A 22135-nucleotide genomic window follows, 5' to 3' on the forward strand; every position below is an offset into this window, starting at 1 on the left:
TCAGACCGTTTCGGGATCGGACGGGCGCAGAACCAACCAAAGCAATGCGCCCCCGGCCAGAGTCAACAATGGAACCATGGCAAGGTTTACCGCGGTCCAGCCTTCAACCGGTGAGCCGCCAGAGCAGTTCATCAATCCACCCGAAGCAAGCGAAGCCAGTGTTACACCACCGAATACCAGCAGGTCGTTCAGACCCTGCATACGGCCACGCTCGTTGATGTCATGCGATGCCGCCAACATGGTGGTCGCGCCAATAAAGCCAAAATTCCAACCGACGCCCAGCAAGATCAGAGCGATGAAGAAGTTCTCAAGCTCAACCCCTTGCAAGGCGACAACGCCAGCACCGGCAAGGATTGCGAGACCAAGAGCTACGATCTTTTCGACGCCGAAACGGGCAATCAACTGGCCGGTGAAGAAACTGGGGATGTACATGGCGAGAACGTGAAAAGAGACCACATCTGCCGCGTCATTGGCTGTGTAGCCACAACCAACCACTGCCAGCGGAGTGGATGTCATGACCAGATTCATCAACGCATAAGAAACCATTGCGCAGATGATGGCCACGGCGATGCGCGGCGTCTTTAGCATCTCAAGCCGGGTGCGCCCGATCGGGGCCCCCTCAGCGGCTTTTGCAGGCGTGGGGATGTCCAGAAAGAAAAACAAGACCGAGCCCAGAATGTTGAGCACAATCACCGCCAGATAAGTGCCCAGGAATGGGATCACATAGGCGGTTGAGGTCAGCTTAACGATTTGGGGGCCAATGAGCGCGGCGGCCAGACCGCCGGCCATGACGTATGAGATTGCCTTAGGGCGAAACGCGTCCGAGGCTGTGTCCGCGGCGGCAAAGCGATAGAATCCGTGCGCGCTCATATAGATGCCGGTCAGCAGGCTGCCCGCCAGAAAGACCGGGAACGAGGCCAGATACAAACCGTAGGCCCCAACCAGACCCCCGCAGGCACCTGCCGTTGCCCCAACCAGAAACCCTGCGCGCCGTCCCCAGCGTTGCATTATGGCGGAAATCGGCGTTGCCGCCAGCATTGACCCCAGCACGATCAGCGAGATGGGCAAGGTTGCGAGACAGGCATTGGTGGCCAGCGACTGCCCGGCCAGACCGCCAACAATAAAGATCATCGGCATCTGCGATCCCAGAATGGCCTGAGCTGCGACCAGAACAGCGACATTACGCTTGGCCTGACTGTTATCCGGGATCGTGGGTGTCATTGTCATGCGCCAATGCGTAGCGATGAAAGCAGGGTCATACAAGACGGTTGCATCTGCGACAAAGCACCCTAACGTGCTGCTGACCAATTTGCCGGAGCGCGCATGTCCGTCGGACGTATCATTGAAACCCCCGATTGCGTGGCCGACGGGGCCAAGTGGCTGGCCGAGACCTGTCCGCGCATGGCCTATGCGATGGACCAGACCGGGCCTTTGCCGCTGCGCCGGCGCCCTGACGGGTTTGCCCAGCTGCTCAGCGCGATCGTCAGCCAACAGGTCAGCGTGGCCTCGGCCAATGCCATATGGAAACGCCTGCAAGATGCAAAACTGACGGGCCCACGCAAAATCATGTGGGCCACCGATGAGGATTTGCGTGCGGTGGGCCTTAGCCGCCAAAAGATCAGATATGCCCGAGCGCTTGCGGAGGCTCGTATTGATTACAAAGCGTTACGCGACGCACCTGATGAGGATGTTGTGGCGATCCTGACCGAAGTTTCAGGCATAGGCGTCTGGACTGCCGAGATTTACGCGATGTTTTCTCTGGGCCGTGCCGATGTGATTGCGCCGGGCGACCTTGCGCTGCAAGAGGCCGCGCGCATCCTCTATGATTTACCCATGCGCCCTACGGATAAAGAACTGCGCCGGATGGCCGAAGCGTGGTCACCCTGGCGGTCGGTTGCAGCGCGGGTGTTGTGGGCCTATTACCGGGTCGCAAAAGAACGAGAAGGGATCAGATGACACGGGTTTTGAATGCGCTCCGAAAAGAGCCGGTTTCGGGCGATACGCGCTCGGTCGTGGTGTTCGTGCATGGCTATGGCGCCAACGGGGCCGACTTGCTGGGGTTGGCCGATGTGTTGGGCGAGCATCTACCGGACACTCTGTTCGTTGCCCCTGACGCGCCCGAGCAGATCCCGGGTATGCCCAATGGCTTTCAGTGGTTCCCGATCCCGTGGATTGATGGCTCTTCCGAAGAAGAATCGCGCCGCGGGATGGAAATGGCGGCGGATGACTTCGACGCTTTCCTCGATGCGTTGATGGTGGACGAAGACGTTCTGCCCGAGCAGGTGGTTCTGTTCGGATTTTCGCAAGGCACGATGATGAGCCTGCATGTCGCCCCGCGCCGCGAGGACCCAGTGGCCGGGATAGTAGCCATTTCAGGACGCCTTCTGGAACCCGATCTACTGCCGGATGAAACAGTCAGCCGCATGCCGGTCCTACTGGTACATGGCGATGCCGATGACGTCGTGCCGCCACAATCCTTGCCCGAAGCCGCCGAGGCCCTGCAAGCGGCTGAGTTCAAAGAGGTCTATGCCCATGTCATGAAGGGCACCGGCCACGGTATTGCCCCGGATGGTCTTAGCGTCGCACTGGCTTTCATGCGTGACAAGCTGAGCCTTTAAGCGATGATTGCGGTCCGCCCCATGATGCCCGAGGATGTCGCAGCAGCTTGCGATTTGCTCAACCAGATCATCGCCATTGGTGGTACGACTGCGTTCGAAACCCCTTTCTCCGAGGCGCAGTTTGCGCAGAGTTATCTATTGGGTCTCGATAAGATTTGCAGCCATGTGGCGATGGACGCGCAAGGTGAGGTTGCCGGGTTTCAATGGCTTGGGGTGAATGACGCACTGCCCGACGATTGTGCTGACATTGCAACCTTCACCCGCCGCGAACCGGTTTTGAAGGGGGCAGGGCGTGCCTTGTTTGAAGAAACCGCCAAATTTGCCGTAGGGGTTGGGCTCGGCTCCATCAGCGCGACAATAAGGGCTGATAACCGGATGGGCCTGAACTATTACGAGAAGATGGGATTCCAAGATTACTCGGTTGATTTTGGTGTGCCCCTTCGTGACGGCACGCCGGTCGACAGGATTACCAAACGGATTGATCTGAGATTGGAGATACCATGCTGATCGTAACCGGAACTATCGAAATTACGTCGGAAGGTGTCGAGGCTGCCAGAAAAGCTGCGCAGGAAATGGTTGCCGAGACGGTGAAGGAAGCAGGCTGCACGGTCTATGAATTCAGCCAAATTCTGGGTCATGCCAATCGGTTTCGGATCTACGAAGAATGGGAAAGTCAGGCCGCGCTCGAGGCGCATTTTGCCACACCGCACATGGCAACATTTCAGGCGGTGCTGGGCAAGGTCGGAGTGACTGAAAGTCTGATCTATCGGATCACGGGAGGTGACAAGAAACCGCTGCGGTGATCCTAGTCCCATAAGGAAGGCTCGGCGAATTCGATGGAATTCCCGGACGGGTCGCGAACGTAAAGTGACAATGCTCCGTTCGGCCATTCGAATTCAGCGTCTACGGGCACGTTCCAGTCTATAAGATGTTTTCGCATCACCGCGATTTGCGCGCGCGCCATGCCAAAGCAGGCATGACCCGGCCCTTGGGCGCCATGGGCGGGAACAGGCAGGCGCGGGTTGTCTGGAGGTTTTTCGGTCTCTGCCGCATTGAATAGCAGCAACACTGAACCACCCACCTTGTAGAACACATGCCGGTTGGCGACACGCTGGATTTGCTCAAGCGCCAGAACGTCCCCATAGAAATGCTCTGCAGCATCCAGGTCGTCGACATAAAGTGACGCTTCTAAAAGGCCGGTTGGCTGCGGAATGTCAGGTGATACCTTCATTCCTCTATCCTATCACAAATAGGCGTTTCGGTCACCGACGTGGGCGCCGATCCCGTTTGCGCGAAGAAGATGGCGCGAGGGCAGGCATAGATAGGCTATCCCATTGCCCCGGCTCAAGCCCGTCCAAAGTCCAGTCGCCAATCCGGGCGCGGATCAGTCGAAGGGTCGGGTGCCCAACGGCCGCCGTCATCCTGCGCACTTGCCTGTTTCGACCTTCTCGAAGGACCAGTTCGACCCAACAATCCGACACCGTCTGCCGCACTCTGATCGGCGGGTCGCGCGGCCATAATGCCTCGGGCTGATCCATCAATCGCGCCTTGGCAGGGCGGGTCAAGCCCTCCTTCAGCTCAACACCATCGCGCAGGGCTTTTAGGGCGGAGGCGTCTGGCTCCCCTTCGACCTGCACCCAATAGGTCTTAGCCATTTTATGCTTGGGATCGGCTATCTGCGCCTGAAGGCGACCATTGTCGGTCAACAGCATCAAACCTTCGCTATCGCGGTCCAATCGCCCGGCGGGATACACGTCCGGCAGATCAATGAAATCCGACAGCGTACTGCGCGGAGACTCCGCATTCGCGCGATCCGTGAACTGCGGCAATACATTGAATGGTTTATTGAAGCGGATGAACCAGGACATTACCCGCCATAGCCCGGCGATCGAATTGGTGCAACCTGTGGATAACTGTCATCGGCCTGTTACGGATTCGGAATACTCAATCCCCGAGATATTGTGGAAACTCAGGGCTTGTCAGAGCTTTGACACGATATATAGTAAAGCTAAGGCCGGGGCGGGGGTTCTCCGCTCTGATGTCAAAAGAGGCAGAGCAGAGCGTGGAGCGATTCTGATATGGACGGAGACTTCAGGACCGAATTTGTCAGGGAACCCGGTGCGCTCAAGCATCATCCGGCATTGGTTTTGAACGCCGATTACCGCCCTTTGTCCTACTATCCACTATCGCTCTGGCCGTGGCAGGAGGCCATAAAAGCTGCCTGGCTGGACAGGGTGGATATCGTCGCCGAATATGACGAAGTTGTCCGAAGCCCGAGCACCGAGATACGAATACCCTCGGTCGTTGTGCTGAAAGATTATGTAAAACCCAGAAAGCGCGTGGCCTTCACGCGCTTTAATTTATTTCTGAGGGATGAATTCCGCTGCCAATACTGTGGCAGCCGTGGGGATCTGACCTTTGATCACGTGATCCCGCGCGCGGCGGGCGGGGTGACAAGCTGGCAGAACGTTGTTGCGGCCTGTAGCCCATGTAACTTGCGCAAAGGGTCTAAATCACTGCGGCAAGCAGGAATGACATTGCGCAAGCCTCCGCGGCAGCCGGATGCTGAGGCTTTGCGCAACGTTGGACGAAAATTCCCACCGAACCACCTGCATGACAGTTGGATCGACTTTCTCTATTGGGATGCGGAACTGGACGAGCTCTAACGGCCTTCACGCCACGCGGCGAACCAGAGCAGAACCAGAACGAAAGACAAAGCGGCATTCCATCCGGCCATGGAAACACCAAATAACTCCCATGGAATATCATCACAGCGTACCAGTGGTGCCGACATGATCTGATCCAGCAGTTCTTCTGCCGACAGACCGCCGATGCTGCTTGATGTGCAGCTTGACGGACCTTCCCACAAACCGCGTTCTACACCAGCGTGATAGACACCAATGACCGCAGTGGTCAGCGCCGCCATGACGCCTAAAAGAGGGAGGATCGCCAGCCGAGGTAGCGCAAGCGCCGCAGCACCGATCAGGATGGCGACAGCATGCGGATAGCGTTGCCAGATGCACATTTTGCAGGGTGGAAGCCCGCCGAGATACTGAAACGCAAAGGCCCCAAGCAGCAATGCCACAGATCCAAACGTGGCAACCAGGACCAGTAAATTTCGTCTTGTCATAGGAATCTCACCGCTAGGAAACCGCCAAACAGAAGGATGATAAACAGGGAAAACATTAGGCCCAGCCGCTTTTCTATGAAGGTGCGGATCGGCTCTCCGAACCCCCAAAGCAGACCGGCGACGATGAAGAACCGGATCGCTCGGGCCAGGATCGAGGTGGCAATGAAGGTGCCCAGGGGCATCCCTGTCCAGCCGGACATGATGGTGATGACCTTATAGGGAAAAGGCGTAACCCCAGCGGCCAGAACAGCCCAGAAACCAAAGTCATTGAACCGTGTGTTGAACTCTTCCATGGCGTGGGCTTTGCCCATGGATTCAAGGATGGGCTGGCCGAGGCTTTCATAAAAGAACGCGCCGATTGCATAGCCTAACATTCCGCCCAAAACCGAAGCTACCAGTGCAACAGAAGCAATCAGCCAGGCCCGGGAGGGTCGGGCAAGGATCATGGGAATCATCAGAACGTCCGGCGGTATCGGAAAGAAAGAGCTTTCGATGAAGGAAACAATAGCCAGCGCCCACAAGGCATTCGGGTGTTCTGCCAGACGAATGGTCCAGTCATAAAGAGGTCGCAGCATCAGGTGCAATTTCCCTGTACATGTGTTGGGTAAGCCAAATCATGCGCCCCGCAGGCCGTCAACCTTGCAGGCTGGAACATTCCTCAATCAGGGTGTTTTTTGCCTCTGGACCTTCTCGATTTTGAACGCTAATTCAGTGTCCGTGGCCCAAGTGGCGGAATGGTAGACGCAGGGGATTCAAAATCCCCCGGTAGTGATACCGTGCCGGTTCGAGTCCGGCCTTGGGTACCAAAGTAAAAACAGAGGGTTAGGGGAACCTGCCTTCTGTTTTTTCTTTCCGGTAGTTCTAATTGCTCGCATTCCCAACTCACACGTTCGCGTTCTGGTCAGAATTCCCGATGTCAAAAGTGCATAATTGGATGTGTGTGCGGTCACGGCGGGGCAGATGCACAAGAAAAGCGTCAAAGGCGGGGAAAATTCAGGGGGGCTTGTCAAATCTGAGGATACGCCTGCTTTGGTGACCTGCTGGCCTTGACAAGCTAATGCTCAGAATGAAACCTCTTACGGGTTGGGAGATTCTGAAAAATCAAAGATATGCCTGCTGCATAGCGGGTGTTGTTGCATATCGCAGGGCCATTTATCCGGCGCTTTGATGTGTCTCCCACCAGAAAAATAATGGGAGTTCACTTATGAAAAACAGCAGCAAGCTTAGCCTCGGCGCGGTTGTCACGGCGGCTCTGATGGCGCCTGCGGCCTATGCCGAAGAGTTTATCACGATCGGCACAGGTGGCGTGACCGGGGTGTATTACCCAACTGGCGGTGCAATCTGTCGTCTGGTCAACAAAGGGCGCAAGGAACATGGCGTGCGCTGCTCGGTCGAATCGACCGGCGGTTCCGTGTACAACATCAACACCATTCGCGAAGGCGAGCTGGAGTTTGGTGTCGCGCAGTCCGACTGGCAGTACCACGCCTATAACGGCAGCTCGAAATTCGAAGAGGCCGGCCCGTTTGAAAACCTGCGCGCCGTCTTCTCGGTTCACCCCGAACCGTTTACCGTTGTGGCCCGTGCCGATTCCGGTGTGACCAATTTCGAAGACCTGAAAGGCAAGCGCGTAAATATCGGTAACCCCGGTTCCGGTCAGCGTGGCACCATGGAGGTTCTGCTGGGCGAAATGGGCTGGTCCACTGACGATTTCGAACTGGCGACCGAACTGAAAGCGGCGGAACAGTCTGCGGCACTTTGCGACAACCAGATTGACGCAATGGTCTATACCGTGGGTCACCCCTCGGGCTCGATTCAAGAAGCCACCACGGCTTGCGACTCGGTTCTGGTCAATGTCAGCGGCGAGGCCGTGGATAAGCTGGTCAACGACAACTCGTTCTACCGTACTGCTACCATTCCCGGCGGCATGTACCGCGGGTCGGATGGTGATACAGCGACATTCGGCGTTGGCGCGACCTTCGTGACTTCGGCGGATGTGTCGGATGATGCGGTTTATGCGGTTGTCAGCTCGGTTTTCGAGAACTTCGATGACTTCAAAAAGCTTCACCCGGCATTTGCCAACCTCAAGCCCGAAGAGATGATCGCGGACGGCTTGTCAGCCCCGCTGCATCCGGGTGCCGAGAAGTACTATAAAGAAAAAGGCTGGATTCAATAAGCCAGACCTGACGCGGGGTGCCCGTCGGGCGCCCCGCACAAAACCCGTATCAAGCGGGTGATTCAGAAGGCCGCAAATGGCCACGACGGGGAGACATTTTCATGAGTTCCGAGACACAATCGAACCGCCCGCTATCCGAAGAAGAACTACAGGATCTGGTCGCATCTTCAGATGCCGGAGGGCGTAATCCGGTTGGGAATGTAGGCGTTTTCCTTGCGATCGTGGCGGCGATCTGGTCGATCTTTCAGGTCGTACTTGCTTCGCCCCTGGCGAACTATGTGTTGCCCGGCAGCGTGGTTAACAATTCGCGTCAGTTTCACCTGGCCTTTGCGATGTTTCTGGCCTTTGCAGCCTATCCGGCGCTGAAATCCAGCCCACGGGATTATATCCCTGTGCAGGATTGGATCATGGGCCTTCTGGGCGCGTTTGTGGCGCTGTACGGATATTTCTTCTACACCAAGATCGTTGATGCCGGAGGGCTGGCAGACGATACAGACAAATGGATCGCTCTGGGCGGTCTGTTGCTGTTGTTCGAGGCCGCGCGTCGTGCACTTGGCCCGGCGATGGCGATCATTGCGACGATCTTTCTGGCCTATGTCTTCTTCGGATCAGGTTCTGGAATAGAAAACAACTTGTTTAGATGGGCGGCTGCCGCGGGATTGGTTGTCGCGTCCTATCTGGCCTATCGTTTTGTAAGCATAGCCCTCGCTATTCCCATTTTAATCGTCGGTGCCATGATCGTCTTTGGCTTGCCGGAGGTTATCCAGTGGAAGGGCGCCAGCCTGAAAAAGGCGATGAGCCATATGTGGATCACCTCCGAGGGCGTGTTCGGTATCGCCTTGGGTGTTTCGACCAAGTTTGTATTCCTGTTTGTTCTGTTTGGCGCCTTGTTGGATAAGGCCGGGGCAGGGAACTATTTCATCAAGATGGCCTTTGGCGCGCTGGGTCACCTGCGCGGCGGCCCCGCCAAGGCGGCGGTTGTGGGCTCAGCTGCGACCGGTCTGATCTCGGGCTCGTCCATCGCAAACGTTGTGACCACTGGTACCTTCACCATTCCATTGATGAAACGTGTTGGGTTCAGCAGCGAACAAGCAGGTTCGGTCGAGGTCGCCAGTTCGGTGAACGGGCAGATCATGCCACCCGTCATGGGCGCTGCAGCTTTCTTGATGGTAGAATATGTGGGTATTTCCTATGTCGAGGTGATCACCCACGCCTTCCTGCCAGCGGCGATCTCATACATTGCTCTGGTCTATATCGTGCATCTCGAAGCCGTAAAGCGGAACATGCCCACATTGGGCGATCGCGAAGTGAAGCTGGCACGTACCGTGGTTGGTATGTTCTCGTTCTTCATTGTTTTTGCTGGGCTCTGCTATGGCTCTCAATTCCCTGTGGAAGCAGTGACAAATTGGATGCCGAACTCGGCCGGTCTGGTCCTCAGCCTCATCATCTGCGCAATTTACGTGGCGCTGCTGTATCTGGCCGCACAGGTGCCCGATCTGGAACCCGATGTCCCGAATGCCAAAGAGGTGACGCTGCCGGTCATTAGCGAGATCTACAAGGCGGGCCTGCACTACCTTCTGCCGATCATCGTGCTGGTCTATTTCCTGATGATTGAACAGAAATCGCCCGGTCTTTCGGCCTTTTGGGCCACGTCCTTGCTGTTCGTGATCCTGCTGACGCAGAAACCGCTGAAGGCGATGTTCCGGGGGCAAAGCAACCTCTACAACGCGTTCATCGACGGTGTCGCGGATCTGTGGCAGGGCATGATCGACGGCGCGCGCAACATGATCGGTATTGCGCTGGCGACGGCCACGGCGGGTGTGATCGTTGGTACCGTGACCCTGACCGGTGTGGGCCAGGTGATGGCCGATCTGGTCGAGTTCCTGTCGGGTGGCAATCTGATCCTGATGCTGATCATGGTCGGTATCCTCAGCCTGATCCTGGGCATGGGCCTGCCGACCACTGCGAACTATATCGTCGTCAGTTCTTTGATGGCCGGTGTGGTCGTGGAGCTGGGCGCGCAGAGCGGGCTGATTGTGCCGCTGATCGCGGTGCATCTGTTCGTCTTCTACTTTGGCATCATGGCGGATGTGACACCGCCCGTGGGGCTGGCCAGTTTCGCGGCTGCGGCTGTATCGGGGGGCGATGCGATCAAGACCGGATTCATCGCCTTCTTCTATAGCCTGCGCACGGTCGCGTTGCCGTTTGTCTTCATCTTCAACACAGACCTTCTGTTGATTGATGTGACCTGGGTCGAAGGGATAATCGTTGCGATATTTGCGACGATAGCGATCCTTGTCTTTACGGCGGGCACGATGGGCTACTTCCTGACCCGCAGCCGGATCTATGAAAGCGTTGCCTTGGTCGCGGTTGCTTTCGCACTATTCCGTCCGGATTACTTTATGGACAGGATTTCACCCCCATATCAGACCGTTGAACCGGCAGCTTTCACCGAAACGATCGGGGAAACACCGCCCGGAACCGAGGTACGTCTGGTCATCAGCGGCCCGGATTTCGACACGCTTGAGATGGTGGATACCACGGTTGTCGTCTCTGTCGGCGACGAAGACGGCGGTCCTGCACGGGTTGATGCGATGGGTCTACTGCTGATCGAAGAGGACGGTCTGATCAAACTGGAAGAGCCGCTGTTGGGCGCGCCTGTTGCCGATGATCTGAGCATCTTCGACTATTACGGGGATGAGGCCGTGCGCCTGACCTCGGTCAGCCTGCCGTCAAGCCAGCCACCCAAGCAGCTGGTCTATATCCCGGCGATGATCCTGTTGGGTCTGATCGCCTTCCTGCAACGCGGCCGTGCCGCCAGACAAGGGGTGCCCGCATGACACGTTCTGTTCTGTGTGCTGTTGATATCAGCAATGGCAAAATTGATGGCCCGGTCCTTCAAAAGGCCGCTGCATTGGCCGATTTGGAGGGGGCGCAGCTGGATGTGGTCAGTGTTCTGCCCGATTTTGGAGAAAGCTGGGTGTCCGGCTTTTTCCAGGCGGATTTCCATGAAAAGGCTTTGGCTGAGGCGCAGAAACAACTGACTGAGCTGTGCGCATCAACATTGGGCAGTGAGCGCAATGAAAAGATCCGCCATGTGGTGGCCACGGGCACGGCCTACCAAGAGATCCTGAAGACGGCAGAAGGCGCAGGGTCCGACCTGATCGTCATCGGCGCACATAAGCCGGACTTCAAGGATTACCTGCTGGGTCCGAATGCCGCGCGGGTTGTGCGGCATTCGACGGTCTCGGTCTACGTAGTACGGTGATCTAATACCCGGTCATCTCAAGATAGCCACGTCCCGCGTGGCTGCCTGAGACCGTGACAGGCCCTTCCCAATAGGCGAAACGGGTCGCCATCCAGGCCTTGGGTGTCAGGGCGCTGACCACAACATCGACTCCACGGGCAGGGAGTGTGACGCGCCATTCAACCGGGATATCCCGGTCGGCAACTTGGGCGGTCTGGAGCGGTTCAAAAAAGACGAAACCATCGTCAAGCGCGGTGGTTTCGCCATCCTTGCCAATCCAGGTGGCAGAGGTGAAATCGTCGGCCTCTCCGCGCAGGCGAAAGGCCATCAGCTTGTCGCCGCCCTCAAAGCTGAGCGAGAACCAATCCCATCCGCTTTGATCCTCGGCCAAAGGTTGCGAGGACCATTCCCGGTCCAGCCATCCCTGTCCGGTTACCGCAACATCCCCATCCGGCAGATGCAGGGTGCCTGTCAGGTCGAAAAACGGCTGTGAGTAGTAATGGCTTGCCTGCCCCTGCGCAGATTTGACCGAATACCCGGCATTGCCGTGAAAGACCAAAGGCCCCGTTGCGCGCAGTGACAGATTGTAGCCGAAATCGGAACCGTTGGCCCTAATCTTCAGCGCATTAAAGTCGGGTCCGCGCATGTACCATTCGTCGATCCAGGCTTCGAATGGGGTGGCGGTGACCCCGGCCTGACCGATACCGCCCCGCGACAGGCGTTCAGCAAAGTAATGGGCATCAGGGGTGGTCAAGGCGGCATGGCCCAACCACAACTGCGGACTTTGCCAGGATTGCTCTTCATAGGGTTTCAGCGCCGAGCGGAACAAAGTCCATTGCACTCCGTAATCGCGCCCGTCTTCTCCTTTCAGGTTCGCGGTCAGATACCACCATTCGATCTTGAAAGTGGGATGGGGACCGTGATCCTGCGGAAAGCTCAACTGATACCCAAGCTGGGGGACGTCGAACCCGTCGGCCTCACCTCCAAGACCGGCAAAGCCCTGCGCCCGAAGTTGGGCGGGCAATAGCAGGGCCAGAATTAGGAACCAGGCTTTAGCGTTCATTGGCAAACACTCTTAACAACTCGGCAGGCGGGATGCGCAGCAACCGAAGGGCTGGAACCGCAGCGGCGATAACAGCGGCCAGTAAGGTCAGAAGAAATAGATAGAACCAGTCGCTTGGGAATAGGTACATTGGTAACCGCCAGCCAAACGCCTCGACATTGATGACCGTCAGCAACGTCCAGGCCAGAACCAACCCAAGCGGCAAGGCCAGCGCAGCGGTCAGAGAGGCGAGAAGCACGCTCTGCGTCAGTTCAAACCGCGCCAGCTGCGCCCGCGTCAGGCCAAGCGCCCAGACCGGCGCGATCTGTGGAAGCCGTTGCGTCCAAAGCGTCAGCAGGCTGGTCAGAATTGCAAATCCAGCAACCCCGAGCGTCAGGATATTCAGCGCAGAGGTCACCACAAATGTGTCTTCGAAGATTTCCGTGGATCGGGCCTTCATGTCAGCTTGATGAACGACTGCCTGCGGAGGAAGGTCAAATTCCGCCCGAAGCCTTTCGGCAACATCGCTGGCTTGATCAGGGGGCATGCGAACGCCATATCGCCGTTCCTCGGTATTGGGTGCGATGTCTTCCAAAAGCTCCATCGACACGATGGCTTGTCCGGTTGGATTGCCATAATCAGAATAGACCCCTGCAATGACCAGCTTGTGACCCGGGCGGAGCGTGATTTGATCTCCGGGCCACAGACTGGATCTGCGCGCAAGCTGTTCGTTGATCAGAACGGCGGTTCCGGACATCACCTGATCCCATACTCCGGGCACTGAGGCGATCAGCGGCCAGTTTTCTTGATATACCGGATTGTTCACCACCCCGTAAAGAAACAAGGGGCCGCTTCCGTGCGCCAGCTCGACGCTGCGGATCGGCAAAACGGCGTCGATCTGAGGCAGCAGCCATTTCTTGATGTCCTGCGCCTGTTGTTCGTCGGATGCGGTTATATACAGTTCTGATGTCAGTCGTTGGTCAAGCCACCCGGTAAATGTCAGCCGGAAACTCGACACCATGGTGCCCACGCCGATGTTCGCGGCCAATGCCAACATCAATGCCATCAGGGCCAAAGAGAGACCGGGCAGTTGCGCCTGCATGTCGGCGAATACCCATTGTCTGACCGGGCCGTTCTGTAGCTTCTGAAGTCCGGATACTGCGATCAGCAAGAGAAACGGTAAAATCAACGCAGAACCCGTCAGGATTCCGGCAACCAGCACGAACCCTGCGACCAAACCGTCGGCCACAAAGATTGAAACGATCCCCAACCCAATCAGGAATACTCCGATCAGTGCCAATCTTTTGGTTGCAGTGTCATCCCCCCGCCAGGCCTGCGGACCCGGGCTTGATAACAGCGGCAGCCGAGCCAATCGGAACAAAGCCTGAGAACTGGCCAAGAGCGTTCCGAACAGGGCCATGGCCAAGCCCGCGAGAACCCAGTGCAGTTGAAGCGATAGCTGACCTTCAACTGGTGCACCATACAACCCGCGTAGTGTGGATGCCACGTCGGGCAGCAAGGCCCCGGCCAGCAGGAAACCCAGTACCAGACCGGCGCCCCCTCCAATCAGGGCCAGCAGCGAAAGCTCGGCCAGAATGATCCATACGATCTGACGCATCGGAACGCCCAGCGCACGTATTGTTCTGATAATTGCTCGGCGCTGCGCAAAAGCCAACCCGACGGTGCCATGGACGATGAACAGCCCGACGGCAAAGGACAAAAGCGCGAAGGCAGAGAGGTTGAGGTGGAAGCTCTCTGTCAGTTGTGCCGTGTCCAATCTGGTTGAGGCTGCAATTCGTGTCAGATCAGGAGCGATCTGCTCAAGCGGCGGGATCGCTCGGGGTTGATCAGGCAGGATGACCAGACGTGAAATCTGCCCCTTTTTGTCAAGCAGCTGTTCGGCAACGCCAATATCGGTAAAGACCAGATCGGGCGGCAGCGCGTCGCTGGACAGGATCGTGGGCAGGTCGCTTGCCTGCGCCAGAATCTGGGCCAGTTCCGTCGCGACTATTATCCTGCCCGGCGCGGTGAGCATATCTGCGGGATCGGGCGGCGTATCGCTTTGTTCCAAACGGCTGAGGGCCGGTAGGGGTGGAAAGGCGACCAAGTCGACCCCCATGACCTGCAGATTGCGCCCGCTATGGCGCCAACGCCCCTCAAGCACCGCAGCGACCTGCCAGCCAGCCCGACGCAAGCTGACATAATGGTCGATCGTCAAATTCCCCGAGGTGGCGTGCAATTCATCGTATTGACCAAATGAGAGCTGATCATTGGCCCGTTGATAGCTTGCCCGGGCCTCGGAATTTATGGCTTGAACTGCCGACCACAGCCCGGTCGCAAGCGCAATGCCGGTCAACAAGGTTAACAGCTGAAGCCAATGGGCACGCCAGTGCGACACCAACGCCTGTGTGATGGCCAAAGTCACGAGATATGACCGCCGGACAGGCGAACCTGTTGGTCCAGACGGGCTGCTATGTCCTGCGAATGTGTCACCAAAAGCAGGGCTGCGCTGGTTTCGGCGACCAGCGCAAGCATCAAATCCAATACATTGGTACTTGCGACCTCATCCAGATTTCCTGTTGGTTCATCCGCGAGCAAAAGACTGGGGCGCGGCGCAAGCGCGCGCCCGATGGCAACGCGTTGCTGCTGGCCGCCTGACAGGTTCTCGGGAAAGCGGTCCAGCAGGTCCCGCAATCCCAGTTTGTCAGCAAGATGATCGCACCAGTCCGGATCATGTTTACTGGCAAGCCTGGCATGGAAGGACAGGTTTTGGCCGACCGTCAACGACGGGATCAGATTGAACTGTTGGAATACCAGCGCCACACGCTCGCGCCGAAGGGCTGCGCGCCCGGTATCGTCTAGTGTGGACAGGTTGGTTCCGCCCAGTGAGATTTCGCCCGCATCGAATATGTCCAGCGCACCTGCGAGATTTAGAAGCGTGCTTTTGCCACTGCCACTTTCCCCGGTTAGGGCAAGCGTTTGGCCATGGTCTAACGACAGAGATACTCCGTTCAAAATCGGTCGACCGTTTGCATATGATTTTTGGACATCAGTTATTGTAAGCAGCATTCATAGGCGCCCTGTATTCTGCCACTCACAATTTGCAGCCGACCGAAGCGGTGTCCAGTTCAATGGCGCTATCGTTTCCATTCGTCGCAGACGCAGGGTTGCCCAATCCTGCATTTGAAGCGATTGTGACGAGACTTAAAAACAGAGGGGATGGGCGCCGGTGACCTTATCCGAGCAGATTATCTGGGGAAGCGTTTATTTGGGTATCTGCTTTTTGATCGAAATTGCCCTGCTGACCTGGTGCATGCAGATCATCCGGGTAATGTCGATCAAACTGGAAAAAAGCAAAAGGTTCGTCACCATTGCAAGCCCGCTGACTATCGCGCTGATTTTTATCGTGATGATCCATACCTTTCAGGTCTGGCTTTGGGCGATTGTCTGGGTCTTTGGGGATGTTCTGGCGGACTGGAACTCGGCGCTGTATTTCTCTCTGGTTACGTTCACAACGCTGGGCTACGGCGACATTGTTCTGGACGACGGGCTGCGCATTTTTGGTGCCTTTGCCTCGGTCACCGGGCTTTTGGCATTTGGGCTGTCCACAGCCTTTTTGGTCGCGGTCATGTCGCGGGTGCTGCAGGAAGAGTCGATCCTTTAAAGGATTGGTGCGAACAACCGCGCCAGAGGCGAGCCGAACCGAATATAGGCCGGTTGTTCGGGCAAGGTTTTGTCCAGCTCATAGCTGGATTCAAAGTCCATCAGCAGCATGTTGTGAACCGCATGGGCCGCGTCCTTGTCAAAGAACAGGGCCATCGCCTCAAAATTCAGGCGGAAAGAACGATTGTCCAGATTGGTGGTGCCAACAGCGGTCAGAGTGTCGTCCACCAGAAATACTTTTTGATGCATGAACCCATTGGTGTACCGGTAGACCCGCGCGCCGCATTCCCTGATCTCGTCGAAATAGGCAAAGGCCGCCAGCCAAGGTAAGCGGTGATCAATCACGTCGGGAACCAGAATGCGAACATCTACCCCGCGCATTGCAGCGTGGCGTAGTGCGGTCATGATGTCGATATCAGGAACGAAATAGGGGGATGCGATCCACAATCGTTCCTTTGCTTCCGTGATTGCAGAAAAGAACATCATGGCGCCGGTTTCGGTTTCGTCCCCCGGACCTGTGGCGACGAGAAGGGCGTTCATGTCCTGATCAGATTCCTGACCCGCCCAGGCCAGTTGATCTATCAGGTCTTCTTGATGCGCCCAGTACCAGTCCTCTGTAAAGATCAGTTGTAGTTGGCGCACGATATGTCCAGTCAGCCTTATGTGTGTGTCCCGCCAATGTCCGAACTTTGCGGACTGACCGAGATATTCGTCGCCGACATTGTGGCCGCCGATAAAGCCGATTTCACCGTCAATGATCACCGTTTTCCTGTGATTGCGATAGTTTAGCTGAAATCGCTGTCCTGGATGGCGCTTTTCATGCTGACCGGCAACGTGAATTCCCGCCGCGCGCAGCGACGTGATGTAGCTTGTCGGTAGGCCATAACTGCCCACGGCGTCGGTCATAAAGCGAACTTGCACACCGCGCTCTGCGGCGGCGATCAGTTTGCTTTGCAGTTGCCGCCCCAATCCGTCATCACGCACGATGTAGAACTGGACAAGCACATAGTCCTGAGCCGCGTCGATAGCCTGAAAGATAGCGTCAAAGGTTGCCTGCCCATCGACAAGCAATTCTGCACCGTTGCCGCGTGATATGGGTAGATGCGCAAGCTCTTCGAAAGGGAGTGGGTTGATCGTAATCATGCCCGGATCTGGGCGCGAAAAATCCGCAAAGCTCTTTATCCCTTCGACAACAGTCTCAGCGTGCTTTCGGGCCATGCGATACCCGCGAAAACGATGATGTCCCAGAAACAAGTACAGCGGTACGCCAGCTATCGGCGCCGAGATCAAAAACACCACCCATCCCACGGCACCCTGCGGTGTGCGCGCTGTTTGAGCCGCGCGTATCGAAAAGACCGCGGCGGTCAGGTACAAACATAGGACAAAGAGGGAAACAAAGAGTGTCAGCATGGAGGATTCGATCCTGGCATTTTCCTTAGTGTTTCAAGTTGCATTGGGGATTGACCTGTTCAGACTGTATTCCCCGATGGCGGCCCTTCGTCGCCGAGTTCACCATTCAGGGACATTAAAATTGCGATCGGGCGCAATGCGGGAATATGGCTGAAGATGATCAGGATGCAGACGGTCAGCGGAACGCTCAGGAAGGCTCCGATCAGACCCCAGACCGTGGTCCAGAACATAAGTGCCAGAATGACCAGAAATGTCGACATGTTCAGCGATCGGCCCAGCATGGCCGGGTCCAGAAAATTACCGATCATGAACTGAAGTGTGCCACAGCCGAAAACTATGATCAGAAACGGCCCGATACTTTCAAATTGAACCAGTGCAATCGCGGCTGGAAACAGAACCGCAATAATTGACCCAATCGAGGGTATGAAATTCAAGGCAAAGGTCAGCACGGCCCATGTCTCGGAATACTCAAGACCAAGGGTTTTGAAGACCACATAGCTGATTCCAGCCGTTATCAGGCTGATAAAGGTCTTCACTCCGACATAACGCTGCAGACTAAAGGAAATCGCGTCCAGAACCAAAGCGAACTCGGCACCGGTTTTAGGGTCACCGGCGGCCATACGGATCTTTTTTCGGAACGCCAGACGTTCGGCCATCAGGAAGGCAACGTAAAGGCTGATGAGGAAAAACTGGTTCAGCAAGGACGTCGCACTGCCCAGCAACATCCGGGCGACGAAAGACATATCAATGTTGACCAGATTGTCCCTGATGAAGGCCGTGATATCGTTGCCCACAAGGTCGTTTATGCGGTTAACGGCCTCGTCGAACTGGCTTTCGTATGTATTGATCGAGCGTGCAAACTGCGTCGCCTGATTGCCCAGAATATACATGATCATGAACAACCCGACCAAAACCACGGTCACTCCAGCCAGGTTAGCCAACCAGACCGGAGCCTTGGTCAGCGCAATAACCCGGTCACTCAGCGCGATGATCAGGACGTTGATCAGCAAGGCCATGGTCAGCGGGATCAGAAAAGCGGAACCTGCATAAAGCCCCAATACGATCAGTGACACGACAATCGCGGTGTCGCGGACAACCGATAGGCGCAACCTGTTCGGCATGCTTGGGTCCTGGTCGCTGGTTGGCATTTTTCGCCCGGCTTTGTGTAGGTTCCGTTTCGATCCTGCACGGGACAAAGGGATTATGCAATGCAACCAAACATTTGGAGTTGGTTAATTGCGTCCAGTCGGGTTTTGCCGGTTCTGGTTCGAATACAGTCAGGGTAGAGTTTTCGGATGACGACAAGTTTGATTCCCCTGACTGGAAGAGTAATTCGAGCCCTTTGGCTGGCCTTGGGGCGATTTGGGGCCAAAAACGGCATGGTCATGAGCAGCCACGTTGCCATGTCCCTGATGCTGGCCCTGTTTCCGTTTGTTCTGTTCACTGTGGCACTGGCTGGTACGCTGTCTCAGGATTATGTCACGGACGAGCTGATCGAACTGATCTTTGGCGCCTGGCCAAAAGATGTCGCCGGCCCGATTGTGGGAGAGTTGCGCTCGGTCCTGGCGGAATCAGGTTCGGGGGTAATTACCCTGGGCGGTTTGCTGGCCATTTTCTTTGCCTCAAACGGCGTCGTTGCGGTGCGGGCGGCCATGAACCAGGCCTATCATGATCATGACGCCTGGCCATTCTGGAAGACACGCTTGCTGTGCCTGGGATTGGTGATTGTTGGCGGGGCGGCCATTCTGGCCATCGCCGCCGTCGAAGTCGTCTTGCCGGTCTACACGCGCCTCGTGTCCGAAAAGACGGATGTTAACGTGTCAGACTGGTTGTCTGTGGATCGATTGCGCTGGACCTTTACTGTCGCGGTTCCTGCGGGCACGGTTATCGTTGCACATCTTGTGCTGCCGACGCGCCGCCATCGGCTGTGGCAAATCCTTCCGGGCGTTGTACTGACACTCGCTCTGTGGGCGATGGGCGGTTGGGGCTTTTCGATCTATATCGGACAGTTCGCCTCGTACAGCGCTACTTATGCTGGTCTTGCGGGGGCGATGGCTGCGTTGATTTTCCTGTATCTATGCGCGGCCATCCTGATTCTGGGCGCTGAATTCAACGGCGCGCTGATGGATTTGCAGGATCAAAGTAACGGACAAACCTGAAGGGCAGGGTGGCTGGGGTTGTGAAATAGCAATTCAAAGCCCGGTTTGCGTCATGAAATCGGCACGTTTCTTACCCAAACTGCATGGACTGTGACCCCGTACGCATCAAGGTGAGGCCTCATGACCAAACTGCCCGAAAGCGCGAAATCGCAAAATCCATCGTCGCTGACCCGGCGGATTGAAGAATTACGGGCCAAACCGGCGACGGATATCAGTCACGGTGAGGCATTGTTGTTGCAAGGAAACGCAATATCTTCGCTGCGTGAACAGCGCCTTGCGCGATCTCTGGCTGACTTCGCAGATTAACTTCAGCCGCGAAATCCTGTTGCCACAACGAATTTTTCCGAACTGTCGGCGCGGGATGCCGGTGGTTTAACATGCGCTACCTTGTCAAACTTCTGTTTCAGAATCTTCTGCAGATCCCCTTCGGCTCCTCCGGCCAGAACTTTGGCGACAAATGTGCCGCCCTGTTCAAGCACATCAAAGGCGAAATAGGCGGCGGTTTCGCACAAGGCCATGATCCGCAAATGGTCGGTTTGTTTATGCCCCGAGGACGCAGCAGCCATATCTGACATCACCACGTCAGCTTTGCCACCCAACCAGTCTTTGACCTTCTGGTCGGCATCGTCCTCCATAAAGTCCAACTGGTGAACCTCGGACCCGGCCACCGGTTCGACCTCTTGTATGTCGACACCCAGAACAGTGCCGATTTTCTTACCGCTTTTCTCACCCAATGCATTAACGCGCTGGACCGCAACCTGCAGCCAGCCTCCTGGGGCGCAACCCAGATCGACGATGCGCGCACCTGGAACCAGGAAGCGGAATTTATCGTCCAGTTCCAAAATCTTGAACGCCGCCCGCCCACGATAGCCTTCGACCTGCGCACGCTTGACATAGGGGTCATTCAGCTGACGTTCCAACCACCGGGTCGAGCTGATTTTGCGCCCGCGGGCGGTTTTGACCTTAACCTTCAGGTCGCGCTGCCCGCGGCCCGAATTGTTTTTGCCAGTAGGTGTCTTCGCCATCAGAACGGTCCGTCTTCCAATACACCGTCCGCGCTCATCTGCGCATAAAGCAGGCCTTCGCGCAGCCCCCGGTCCGCCACTGAAAGACGGTCGGTTGGCCAACATCGTAACAAAGCCTGCAATATGGCCGAGCCGGACATGATCAGGGCCTGGCGGTCATCGCCGATACGCGGATCTCTCCGCCGCCCCAGTGGGCCGAGTTCTAGATACCCGCGTATCACTTTGTCAATCTGATCGCTTGTCATGCGCAAACCGTCTACCTTGGTCCGGTCATACCGCTTCAATCCCAGATGTGAGGCTGCGACTGTCGTAACCGTGCCACTGGTGCCGACGATCTGAAAACCTTCGCGGGCTTGTTCATCCTTATAAGGCGCAAAATCGGCCAGGTTTTCTTCGAAAAACCAGCTCATCAAAGCAAACCGCGCCGCATCATCTTCGACGTCATGGAACTGATCGCGCAGCGTCGCAACGCCGAGGGGAACACTGATCCAATCCACAACCTTGGCCGCGGGAAACGGGCTGTCTGTTGTATGAAATCCATTATGCAGACGCATAATCGCCGCCGGGCGATCCCGACGCGGAAGCGAGGATATGTCGATCCAGACAAGCTCTGTCGAACCGCCGCCAATATCCACAACCAACAACTGTTCTGTCTTAGTGGACACCAGTGGGGCACAGGATATTACGGCCAGACGCGCTTCTTCCTCGGGCTGGATGATCTCAAGCGTCAACCCGGTTTCACCCTTTACCTGGCGAATGAATTCACGTGAATTTTTTGCACGGCGACAAGCCTCGGTTGCGACTAGACGCATCCGCTTGACCTTGTTGCGTTTCAGCTTTTGCTGGCAAATGCGCAACGCCTGAATGGTGCGCGCCATCGACGACCGAGACAAACGCCCCGTCCGCTCTAAGCCCGCGCCCAACTGCACGGATTTAGAGAAACTGTCCACCACATGAAACCCGCTGCCCTTGGGCTGGGCAATTAACATGCGACAGCTATTTGTTCCCAAATCCAGCGCGGCATAAAGCGCATCAGGATCGGGTCTTGCCGGCGCGGGGCTTTCGACCGCCTTCGGGAACGCGCCCGCACCTTTGGGACGCTTGGGCGCCATCTTCAACGCCCTCCGATTTACGAGTTACCCCGACCATAGGTCGGCCTTTTGGTTCGTGCAAGATACTCATTAAAGTGATGAGAATTTTGAGGTGAGGTTTATAGGAACAATTCGTTACAAGCCGTGTATCCCGTTGTAGGTGAAAACGTCGTTTGAAATGCGCCTTGTGTCGAAAATCGACCGACCTGCGACCACATTGAAGTTTAGAACCGGTCCATCTGGTTAGGAGGAATCAAAGCAGATGCCTGACGTCACCATCGTATACTGGCGCGACATTCCCGCCCAAGTCATCGTAGGCAAGGGCCGCCGGGGCGCAAAACGGCAGTTGGAAGAACGGTTCGAGCAAGCCATTGACCGCGCCGCCATGAAGGTGAACGCCAAGGATAGCGATGCCTATCTGGCCGAATGGCGCAAGGCCGCGCCTTTCGCGGTTGAGGGCGATCCGTCCGAAATTGCCGAACAGCAGGCTGTGCGTTTGGAAACGGAATATGATCAGGACCGTATCAAGGCTCTGATCGCCAATGACGGTTGGGCATGAGCTCGAAATCTATATGGG

The 22135-nt window shown here is 56.5% G+C and carries 24 protein-coding genes and 1 tRNA gene; 13 read left to right on the top strand and 12 right to left on the bottom strand.

Annotated features, from left to right (window positions below; translation table 11 throughout):
• Entirely contained in the window at positions 1-1227 is a 1227-nt protein-coding gene (locus AC2FLG_RS00205) for an MFS transporter (protein ID WP_496704555.1), read from the bottom strand.
• Positions 1228-1323: 96 nt separating this feature from the next.
• On the opposite strand from AC2FLG_RS00205, the gene AC2FLG_RS00210 reads away from it, so the two are divergent.
• From AC2FLG_RS00210 to AC2FLG_RS00225, 4 genes are read left to right on the top strand one after another with little or no spacing between them, the layout of a single operon-like run.
• Positions 1324-1956, top strand: coding sequence for a DNA-3-methyladenine glycosylase family protein (locus tag AC2FLG_RS00210; RefSeq protein WP_496704556.1), 633 nt, complete (start codon positions 1324-1326; stop codon positions 1954-1956).
• Positions 1953-2618, top strand: a complete 666-nt coding sequence (locus AC2FLG_RS00215; RefSeq protein WP_142633653.1) for an alpha/beta hydrolase — start codon at positions 1953-1955, stop codon at positions 2616-2618. Before AC2FLG_RS00210 ends, AC2FLG_RS00215 begins: the two co-directional genes overlap by 4 nt.
• A gap of 3 nt (positions 2619-2621) precedes the next feature.
• On the top strand, positions 2622-3125 hold the full coding sequence (locus tag AC2FLG_RS00220) for a GNAT family N-acetyltransferase (RefSeq protein ID WP_281972058.1): 504 nt from the start codon (positions 2622-2624) through the stop codon (positions 3123-3125).
• Complete coding sequence (locus AC2FLG_RS00225) at positions 3119-3421, top strand: putative quinol monooxygenase (protein ID WP_281972059.1); 303 nt, start codon at positions 3119-3121, stop codon at positions 3419-3421. Before AC2FLG_RS00220 ends, AC2FLG_RS00225 begins: the two co-directional genes overlap by 7 nt.
• Positions 3422-3423: 2 nt before the next feature.
• On the opposite strand, the gene AC2FLG_RS00230 is transcribed toward AC2FLG_RS00225, so the two are convergent.
• Both AC2FLG_RS00230 and AC2FLG_RS00235 read right to left on the bottom strand, forming a co-directional pair.
• Positions 3424-3849 carry a VOC family protein gene (locus tag AC2FLG_RS00230; RefSeq protein ID WP_496704557.1) on the bottom strand — a complete coding sequence of 142 codons (426 nt, stop codon included), beginning with the start codon at positions 3847-3849 and terminating at the stop codon, positions 3424-3426.
• Between the two features lie 31 nt (positions 3850-3880).
• The gene (locus tag AC2FLG_RS00235) at positions 3881-4486 is read right to left on the bottom strand and encodes a pseudouridine synthase (protein WP_496704559.1); all 606 of its coding nucleotides are present in this window, start codon (positions 4484-4486) and stop codon (positions 3881-3883) included.
• A 210-nt stretch (positions 4487-4696) separates the two neighbouring features.
• Between AC2FLG_RS00235 and AC2FLG_RS00240 the strand changes: the two genes are divergently transcribed.
• Positions 4697-5284 carry an HNH endonuclease gene (locus AC2FLG_RS00240; protein ID WP_142633663.1) on the top strand — a complete coding sequence of 196 codons (588 nt, stop codon included), beginning with the start codon at positions 4697-4699 and terminating at the stop codon, positions 5282-5284.
• On the opposite strand, the gene AC2FLG_RS00245 is transcribed toward AC2FLG_RS00240, so the two are convergent.
• Both AC2FLG_RS00245 and AC2FLG_RS00250 read right to left on the bottom strand, forming a co-directional pair.
• Positions 5281-5748, bottom strand: a complete 468-nt coding sequence (locus AC2FLG_RS00245) for a disulfide bond formation protein B (RefSeq protein ID WP_271947233.1) — start codon at positions 5746-5748, stop codon at positions 5281-5283. The two genes, AC2FLG_RS00240 and AC2FLG_RS00245, sit on opposite strands and share 4 nt — an antisense overlap.
• The gene (locus AC2FLG_RS00250; RefSeq protein WP_496704560.1) at positions 5745-6323 is read right to left on the bottom strand and encodes a YqaA family protein; all 579 of its coding nucleotides are present in this window, start codon (positions 6321-6323) and stop codon (positions 5745-5747) included. Before AC2FLG_RS00250 ends, AC2FLG_RS00245 begins: the two co-directional genes overlap by 4 nt.
• 145 nt (positions 6324-6468) lie before the next feature.
• Here AC2FLG_RS00250 and AC2FLG_RS00255 point away from each other — a divergent pair.
• From AC2FLG_RS00255 to AC2FLG_RS00270, 4 genes are all read left to right on the top strand, one after another.
• Positions 6469-6554 (top strand) — tRNA-Leu (locus AC2FLG_RS00255).
• A 398-nt stretch (positions 6555-6952) separates the two neighbouring features.
• A complete protein-coding gene (locus tag AC2FLG_RS00260) occupies positions 6953-7921 on the top strand; it encodes a TAXI family TRAP transporter solute-binding subunit (protein WP_142633669.1) in 969 nt (322 codons plus the stop codon).
• Positions 7922-8022: 101 nt separating this feature from the next.
• The gene (locus AC2FLG_RS00265; protein WP_496704562.1) at positions 8023-10761 is read left to right on the top strand and encodes a TRAP transporter permease; all 2739 of its coding nucleotides are present in this window, start codon (positions 8023-8025) and stop codon (positions 10759-10761) included.
• The gene (locus AC2FLG_RS00270) at positions 10758-11189 is read left to right on the top strand and encodes a universal stress protein (RefSeq protein WP_496704564.1); all 432 of its coding nucleotides are present in this window, start codon (positions 10758-10760) and stop codon (positions 11187-11189) included. Before AC2FLG_RS00265 ends, AC2FLG_RS00270 begins: the two co-directional genes overlap by 4 nt.
• Before the next feature lies 1 nt (position 11190).
• Here the strand turns inward: AC2FLG_RS00270 and AC2FLG_RS00275 are convergent, their stop codons facing one another.
• From AC2FLG_RS00275 to AC2FLG_RS00285, 3 genes are read right to left on the bottom strand one after another with little or no spacing between them, the layout of a single operon-like run.
• Positions 11191-12231, bottom strand: a complete 1041-nt coding sequence (locus AC2FLG_RS00275) for a lipocalin-like domain-containing protein (protein WP_496704566.1) — start codon at positions 12229-12231, stop codon at positions 11191-11193.
• On the bottom strand, positions 12221-14635 hold the full coding sequence (locus tag AC2FLG_RS00280) for an ABC transporter permease (protein WP_496704568.1): 2415 nt from the start codon (positions 14633-14635) through the stop codon (positions 12221-12223). The genes AC2FLG_RS00275 and AC2FLG_RS00280 overlap by 11 nt, the downstream gene beginning before the upstream one ends.
• Positions 14632-15279, bottom strand: coding sequence for an ABC transporter ATP-binding protein (locus AC2FLG_RS00285; RefSeq protein WP_496704569.1), 648 nt, complete (start codon positions 15277-15279; stop codon positions 14632-14634). Before AC2FLG_RS00285 ends, AC2FLG_RS00280 begins: the two co-directional genes overlap by 4 nt.
• 160 nt (positions 15280-15439) lie before the next feature.
• Here AC2FLG_RS00285 and AC2FLG_RS00290 point away from each other — a divergent pair, with 160 nt between their 5' ends.
• A complete protein-coding gene (locus AC2FLG_RS00290; RefSeq protein WP_271947221.1) occupies positions 15440-15874 on the top strand; it encodes an ion channel in 435 nt (144 codons plus the stop codon).
• Here the strand turns inward: AC2FLG_RS00290 and cls are convergent.
• Together cls and AC2FLG_RS00300 are read right to left on the bottom strand one after the other, a co-directional pair.
• A complete protein-coding gene (gene cls, locus AC2FLG_RS00295) occupies positions 15871-17283 on the bottom strand; it encodes a cardiolipin synthase (RefSeq protein ID WP_496691207.1) in 1413 nt (470 codons plus the stop codon). The genes AC2FLG_RS00290 and cls overlap by 4 nt on opposite strands.
• Before the next feature lie 59 nt (positions 17284-17342).
• Positions 17343-18404: an AI-2E family transporter gene (locus tag AC2FLG_RS00300; RefSeq protein WP_496695524.1), complete on the bottom strand. Its 1062-nt coding sequence runs from the start codon at positions 18402-18404 to the stop codon at positions 17343-17345.
• Positions 18405-18578: 174 nt separating this feature from the next.
• Here AC2FLG_RS00300 and AC2FLG_RS00305 point away from each other — a divergent pair, with 174 nt between their 5' ends.
• Together AC2FLG_RS00305 and AC2FLG_RS00310 are read left to right on the top strand one after the other, a co-directional pair.
• Entirely contained in the window at positions 18579-19442 is an 864-nt protein-coding gene (locus AC2FLG_RS00305; RefSeq protein WP_142633688.1) for a YihY/virulence factor BrkB family protein, read from the top strand.
• A 120-nt stretch (positions 19443-19562) separates the two neighbouring features.
• Positions 19563-19748 (top strand): hypothetical protein, encoded by a 186-nt coding sequence (locus AC2FLG_RS00310; protein ID WP_142633690.1) that lies wholly within the window; start codon positions 19563-19565, stop codon positions 19746-19748.
• A 2-nt stretch (positions 19749-19750) separates the two neighbouring features.
• Here AC2FLG_RS00310 and AC2FLG_RS00315 read toward each other — a convergent pair whose 3' ends face one another.
• On the bottom strand, positions 19751-20467 hold the full coding sequence (locus tag AC2FLG_RS00315) for an RlmE family RNA methyltransferase (RefSeq protein ID WP_142633692.1): 717 nt from the start codon (positions 20465-20467) through the stop codon (positions 19751-19753).
• The gene (locus AC2FLG_RS00320; RefSeq protein ID WP_142633694.1) at positions 20467-21579 is read right to left on the bottom strand and encodes a Ppx/GppA phosphatase family protein; all 1113 of its coding nucleotides are present in this window, start codon (positions 21577-21579) and stop codon (positions 20467-20469) included. The genes AC2FLG_RS00315 and AC2FLG_RS00320 overlap by 1 nt, the downstream gene beginning before the upstream one ends.
• 241 nt (positions 21580-21820) lie before the next feature.
• Between AC2FLG_RS00320 and AC2FLG_RS00325 the strand changes: the two genes are divergently transcribed.
• Positions 21821-22117 carry a virulence factor gene (locus AC2FLG_RS00325; RefSeq protein WP_142633696.1) on the top strand — a complete coding sequence of 99 codons (297 nt, stop codon included), beginning with the start codon at positions 21821-21823 and terminating at the stop codon, positions 22115-22117.
• Positions 22118-22135: the final 18 nt, after the last annotated feature.

This window comes from Ruegeria sp. CDSA193 (assembly GCF_059611885.1).

Coding starts and splice junctions, on each gene's coding strand:
- AC2FLG_RS00210 (WP_496704556.1), top strand. CDS start 1,324: ATGTCCGTCGGACGTATCATTGAAACCCCCGATTGCGTGGCCGACGGG.
- AC2FLG_RS00320 (WP_142633694.1), bottom strand. CDS start 21,579: ATGGCGCCCAAGCGTCCCAAAGGTGCGGGCGCGTTCCCGAAGGCGGTC.
- AC2FLG_RS00260 (WP_142633669.1), top strand. CDS start 6,953: ATGAAAAACAGCAGCAAGCTTAGCCTCGGCGCGGTTGTCACGGCGGCT.
- AC2FLG_RS00240 (WP_142633663.1), top strand. CDS start 4,697: ATGGACGGAGACTTCAGGACCGAATTTGTCAGGGAACCCGGTGCGCTC.
- AC2FLG_RS00215 (WP_142633653.1), top strand. CDS start 1,953: ATGACACGGGTTTTGAATGCGCTCCGAAAAGAGCCGGTTTCGGGCGAT.
- AC2FLG_RS00235 (WP_496704559.1), bottom strand. CDS start 4,486: ATGTCCTGGTTCATCCGCTTCAATAAACCATTCAATGTATTGCCGCAG.
- AC2FLG_RS00285 (WP_496704569.1), bottom strand. CDS start 15,279: ATGCTGCTTACAATAACTGATGTCCAAAAATCATATGCAAACGGTCGA.
- AC2FLG_RS00310 (WP_142633690.1), top strand. CDS start 19,563: ATGACCAAACTGCCCGAAAGCGCGAAATCGCAAAATCCATCGTCGCTG.
- AC2FLG_RS00205 (WP_496704555.1), bottom strand. CDS start 1,227: ATGACAATGACACCCACGATCCCGGATAACAGTCAGGCCAAGCGTAAT.
- AC2FLG_RS00305 (WP_142633688.1), top strand. CDS start 18,579: ATGACGACAAGTTTGATTCCCCTGACTGGAAGAGTAATTCGAGCCCTT.
- AC2FLG_RS00270 (WP_496704564.1), top strand. CDS start 10,758: ATGACACGTTCTGTTCTGTGTGCTGTTGATATCAGCAATGGCAAAATT.
- cls (WP_496691207.1), bottom strand. CDS start 17,283: ATGCTGACACTCTTTGTTTCCCTCTTTGTCCTATGTTTGTACCTGACC.
- AC2FLG_RS00230 (WP_496704557.1), bottom strand. CDS start 3,849: ATGAAGGTATCACCTGACATTCCGCAGCCAACCGGCCTTTTAGAAGCG.
- AC2FLG_RS00325 (WP_142633696.1), top strand. CDS start 21,821: ATGCCTGACGTCACCATCGTATACTGGCGCGACATTCCCGCCCAAGTC.
- AC2FLG_RS00220 (WP_281972058.1), top strand. CDS start 2,622: ATGATTGCGGTCCGCCCCATGATGCCCGAGGATGTCGCAGCAGCTTGC.
- AC2FLG_RS00300 (WP_496695524.1), bottom strand. CDS start 18,404: ATGCCGAACAGGTTGCGCCTATCGGTTGTCCGCGACACCGCGATTGTC.
- AC2FLG_RS00245 (WP_271947233.1), bottom strand. CDS start 5,748: ATGACAAGACGAAATTTACTGGTCCTGGTTGCCACGTTTGGATCTGTG.
- AC2FLG_RS00250 (WP_496704560.1), bottom strand. CDS start 6,323: ATGCTGCGACCTCTTTATGACTGGACCATTCGTCTGGCAGAACACCCG.
- AC2FLG_RS00265 (WP_496704562.1), top strand. CDS start 8,023: ATGAGTTCCGAGACACAATCGAACCGCCCGCTATCCGAAGAAGAACTA.
- AC2FLG_RS00315 (WP_142633692.1), bottom strand. CDS start 20,467: ATGGCGAAGACACCTACTGGCAAAAACAATTCGGGCCGCGGGCAGCGC.
- AC2FLG_RS00225 (WP_281972059.1), top strand. CDS start 3,119: ATGCTGATCGTAACCGGAACTATCGAAATTACGTCGGAAGGTGTCGAG.
- AC2FLG_RS00275 (WP_496704566.1), bottom strand. CDS start 12,231: ATGAACGCTAAAGCCTGGTTCCTAATTCTGGCCCTGCTATTGCCCGCC.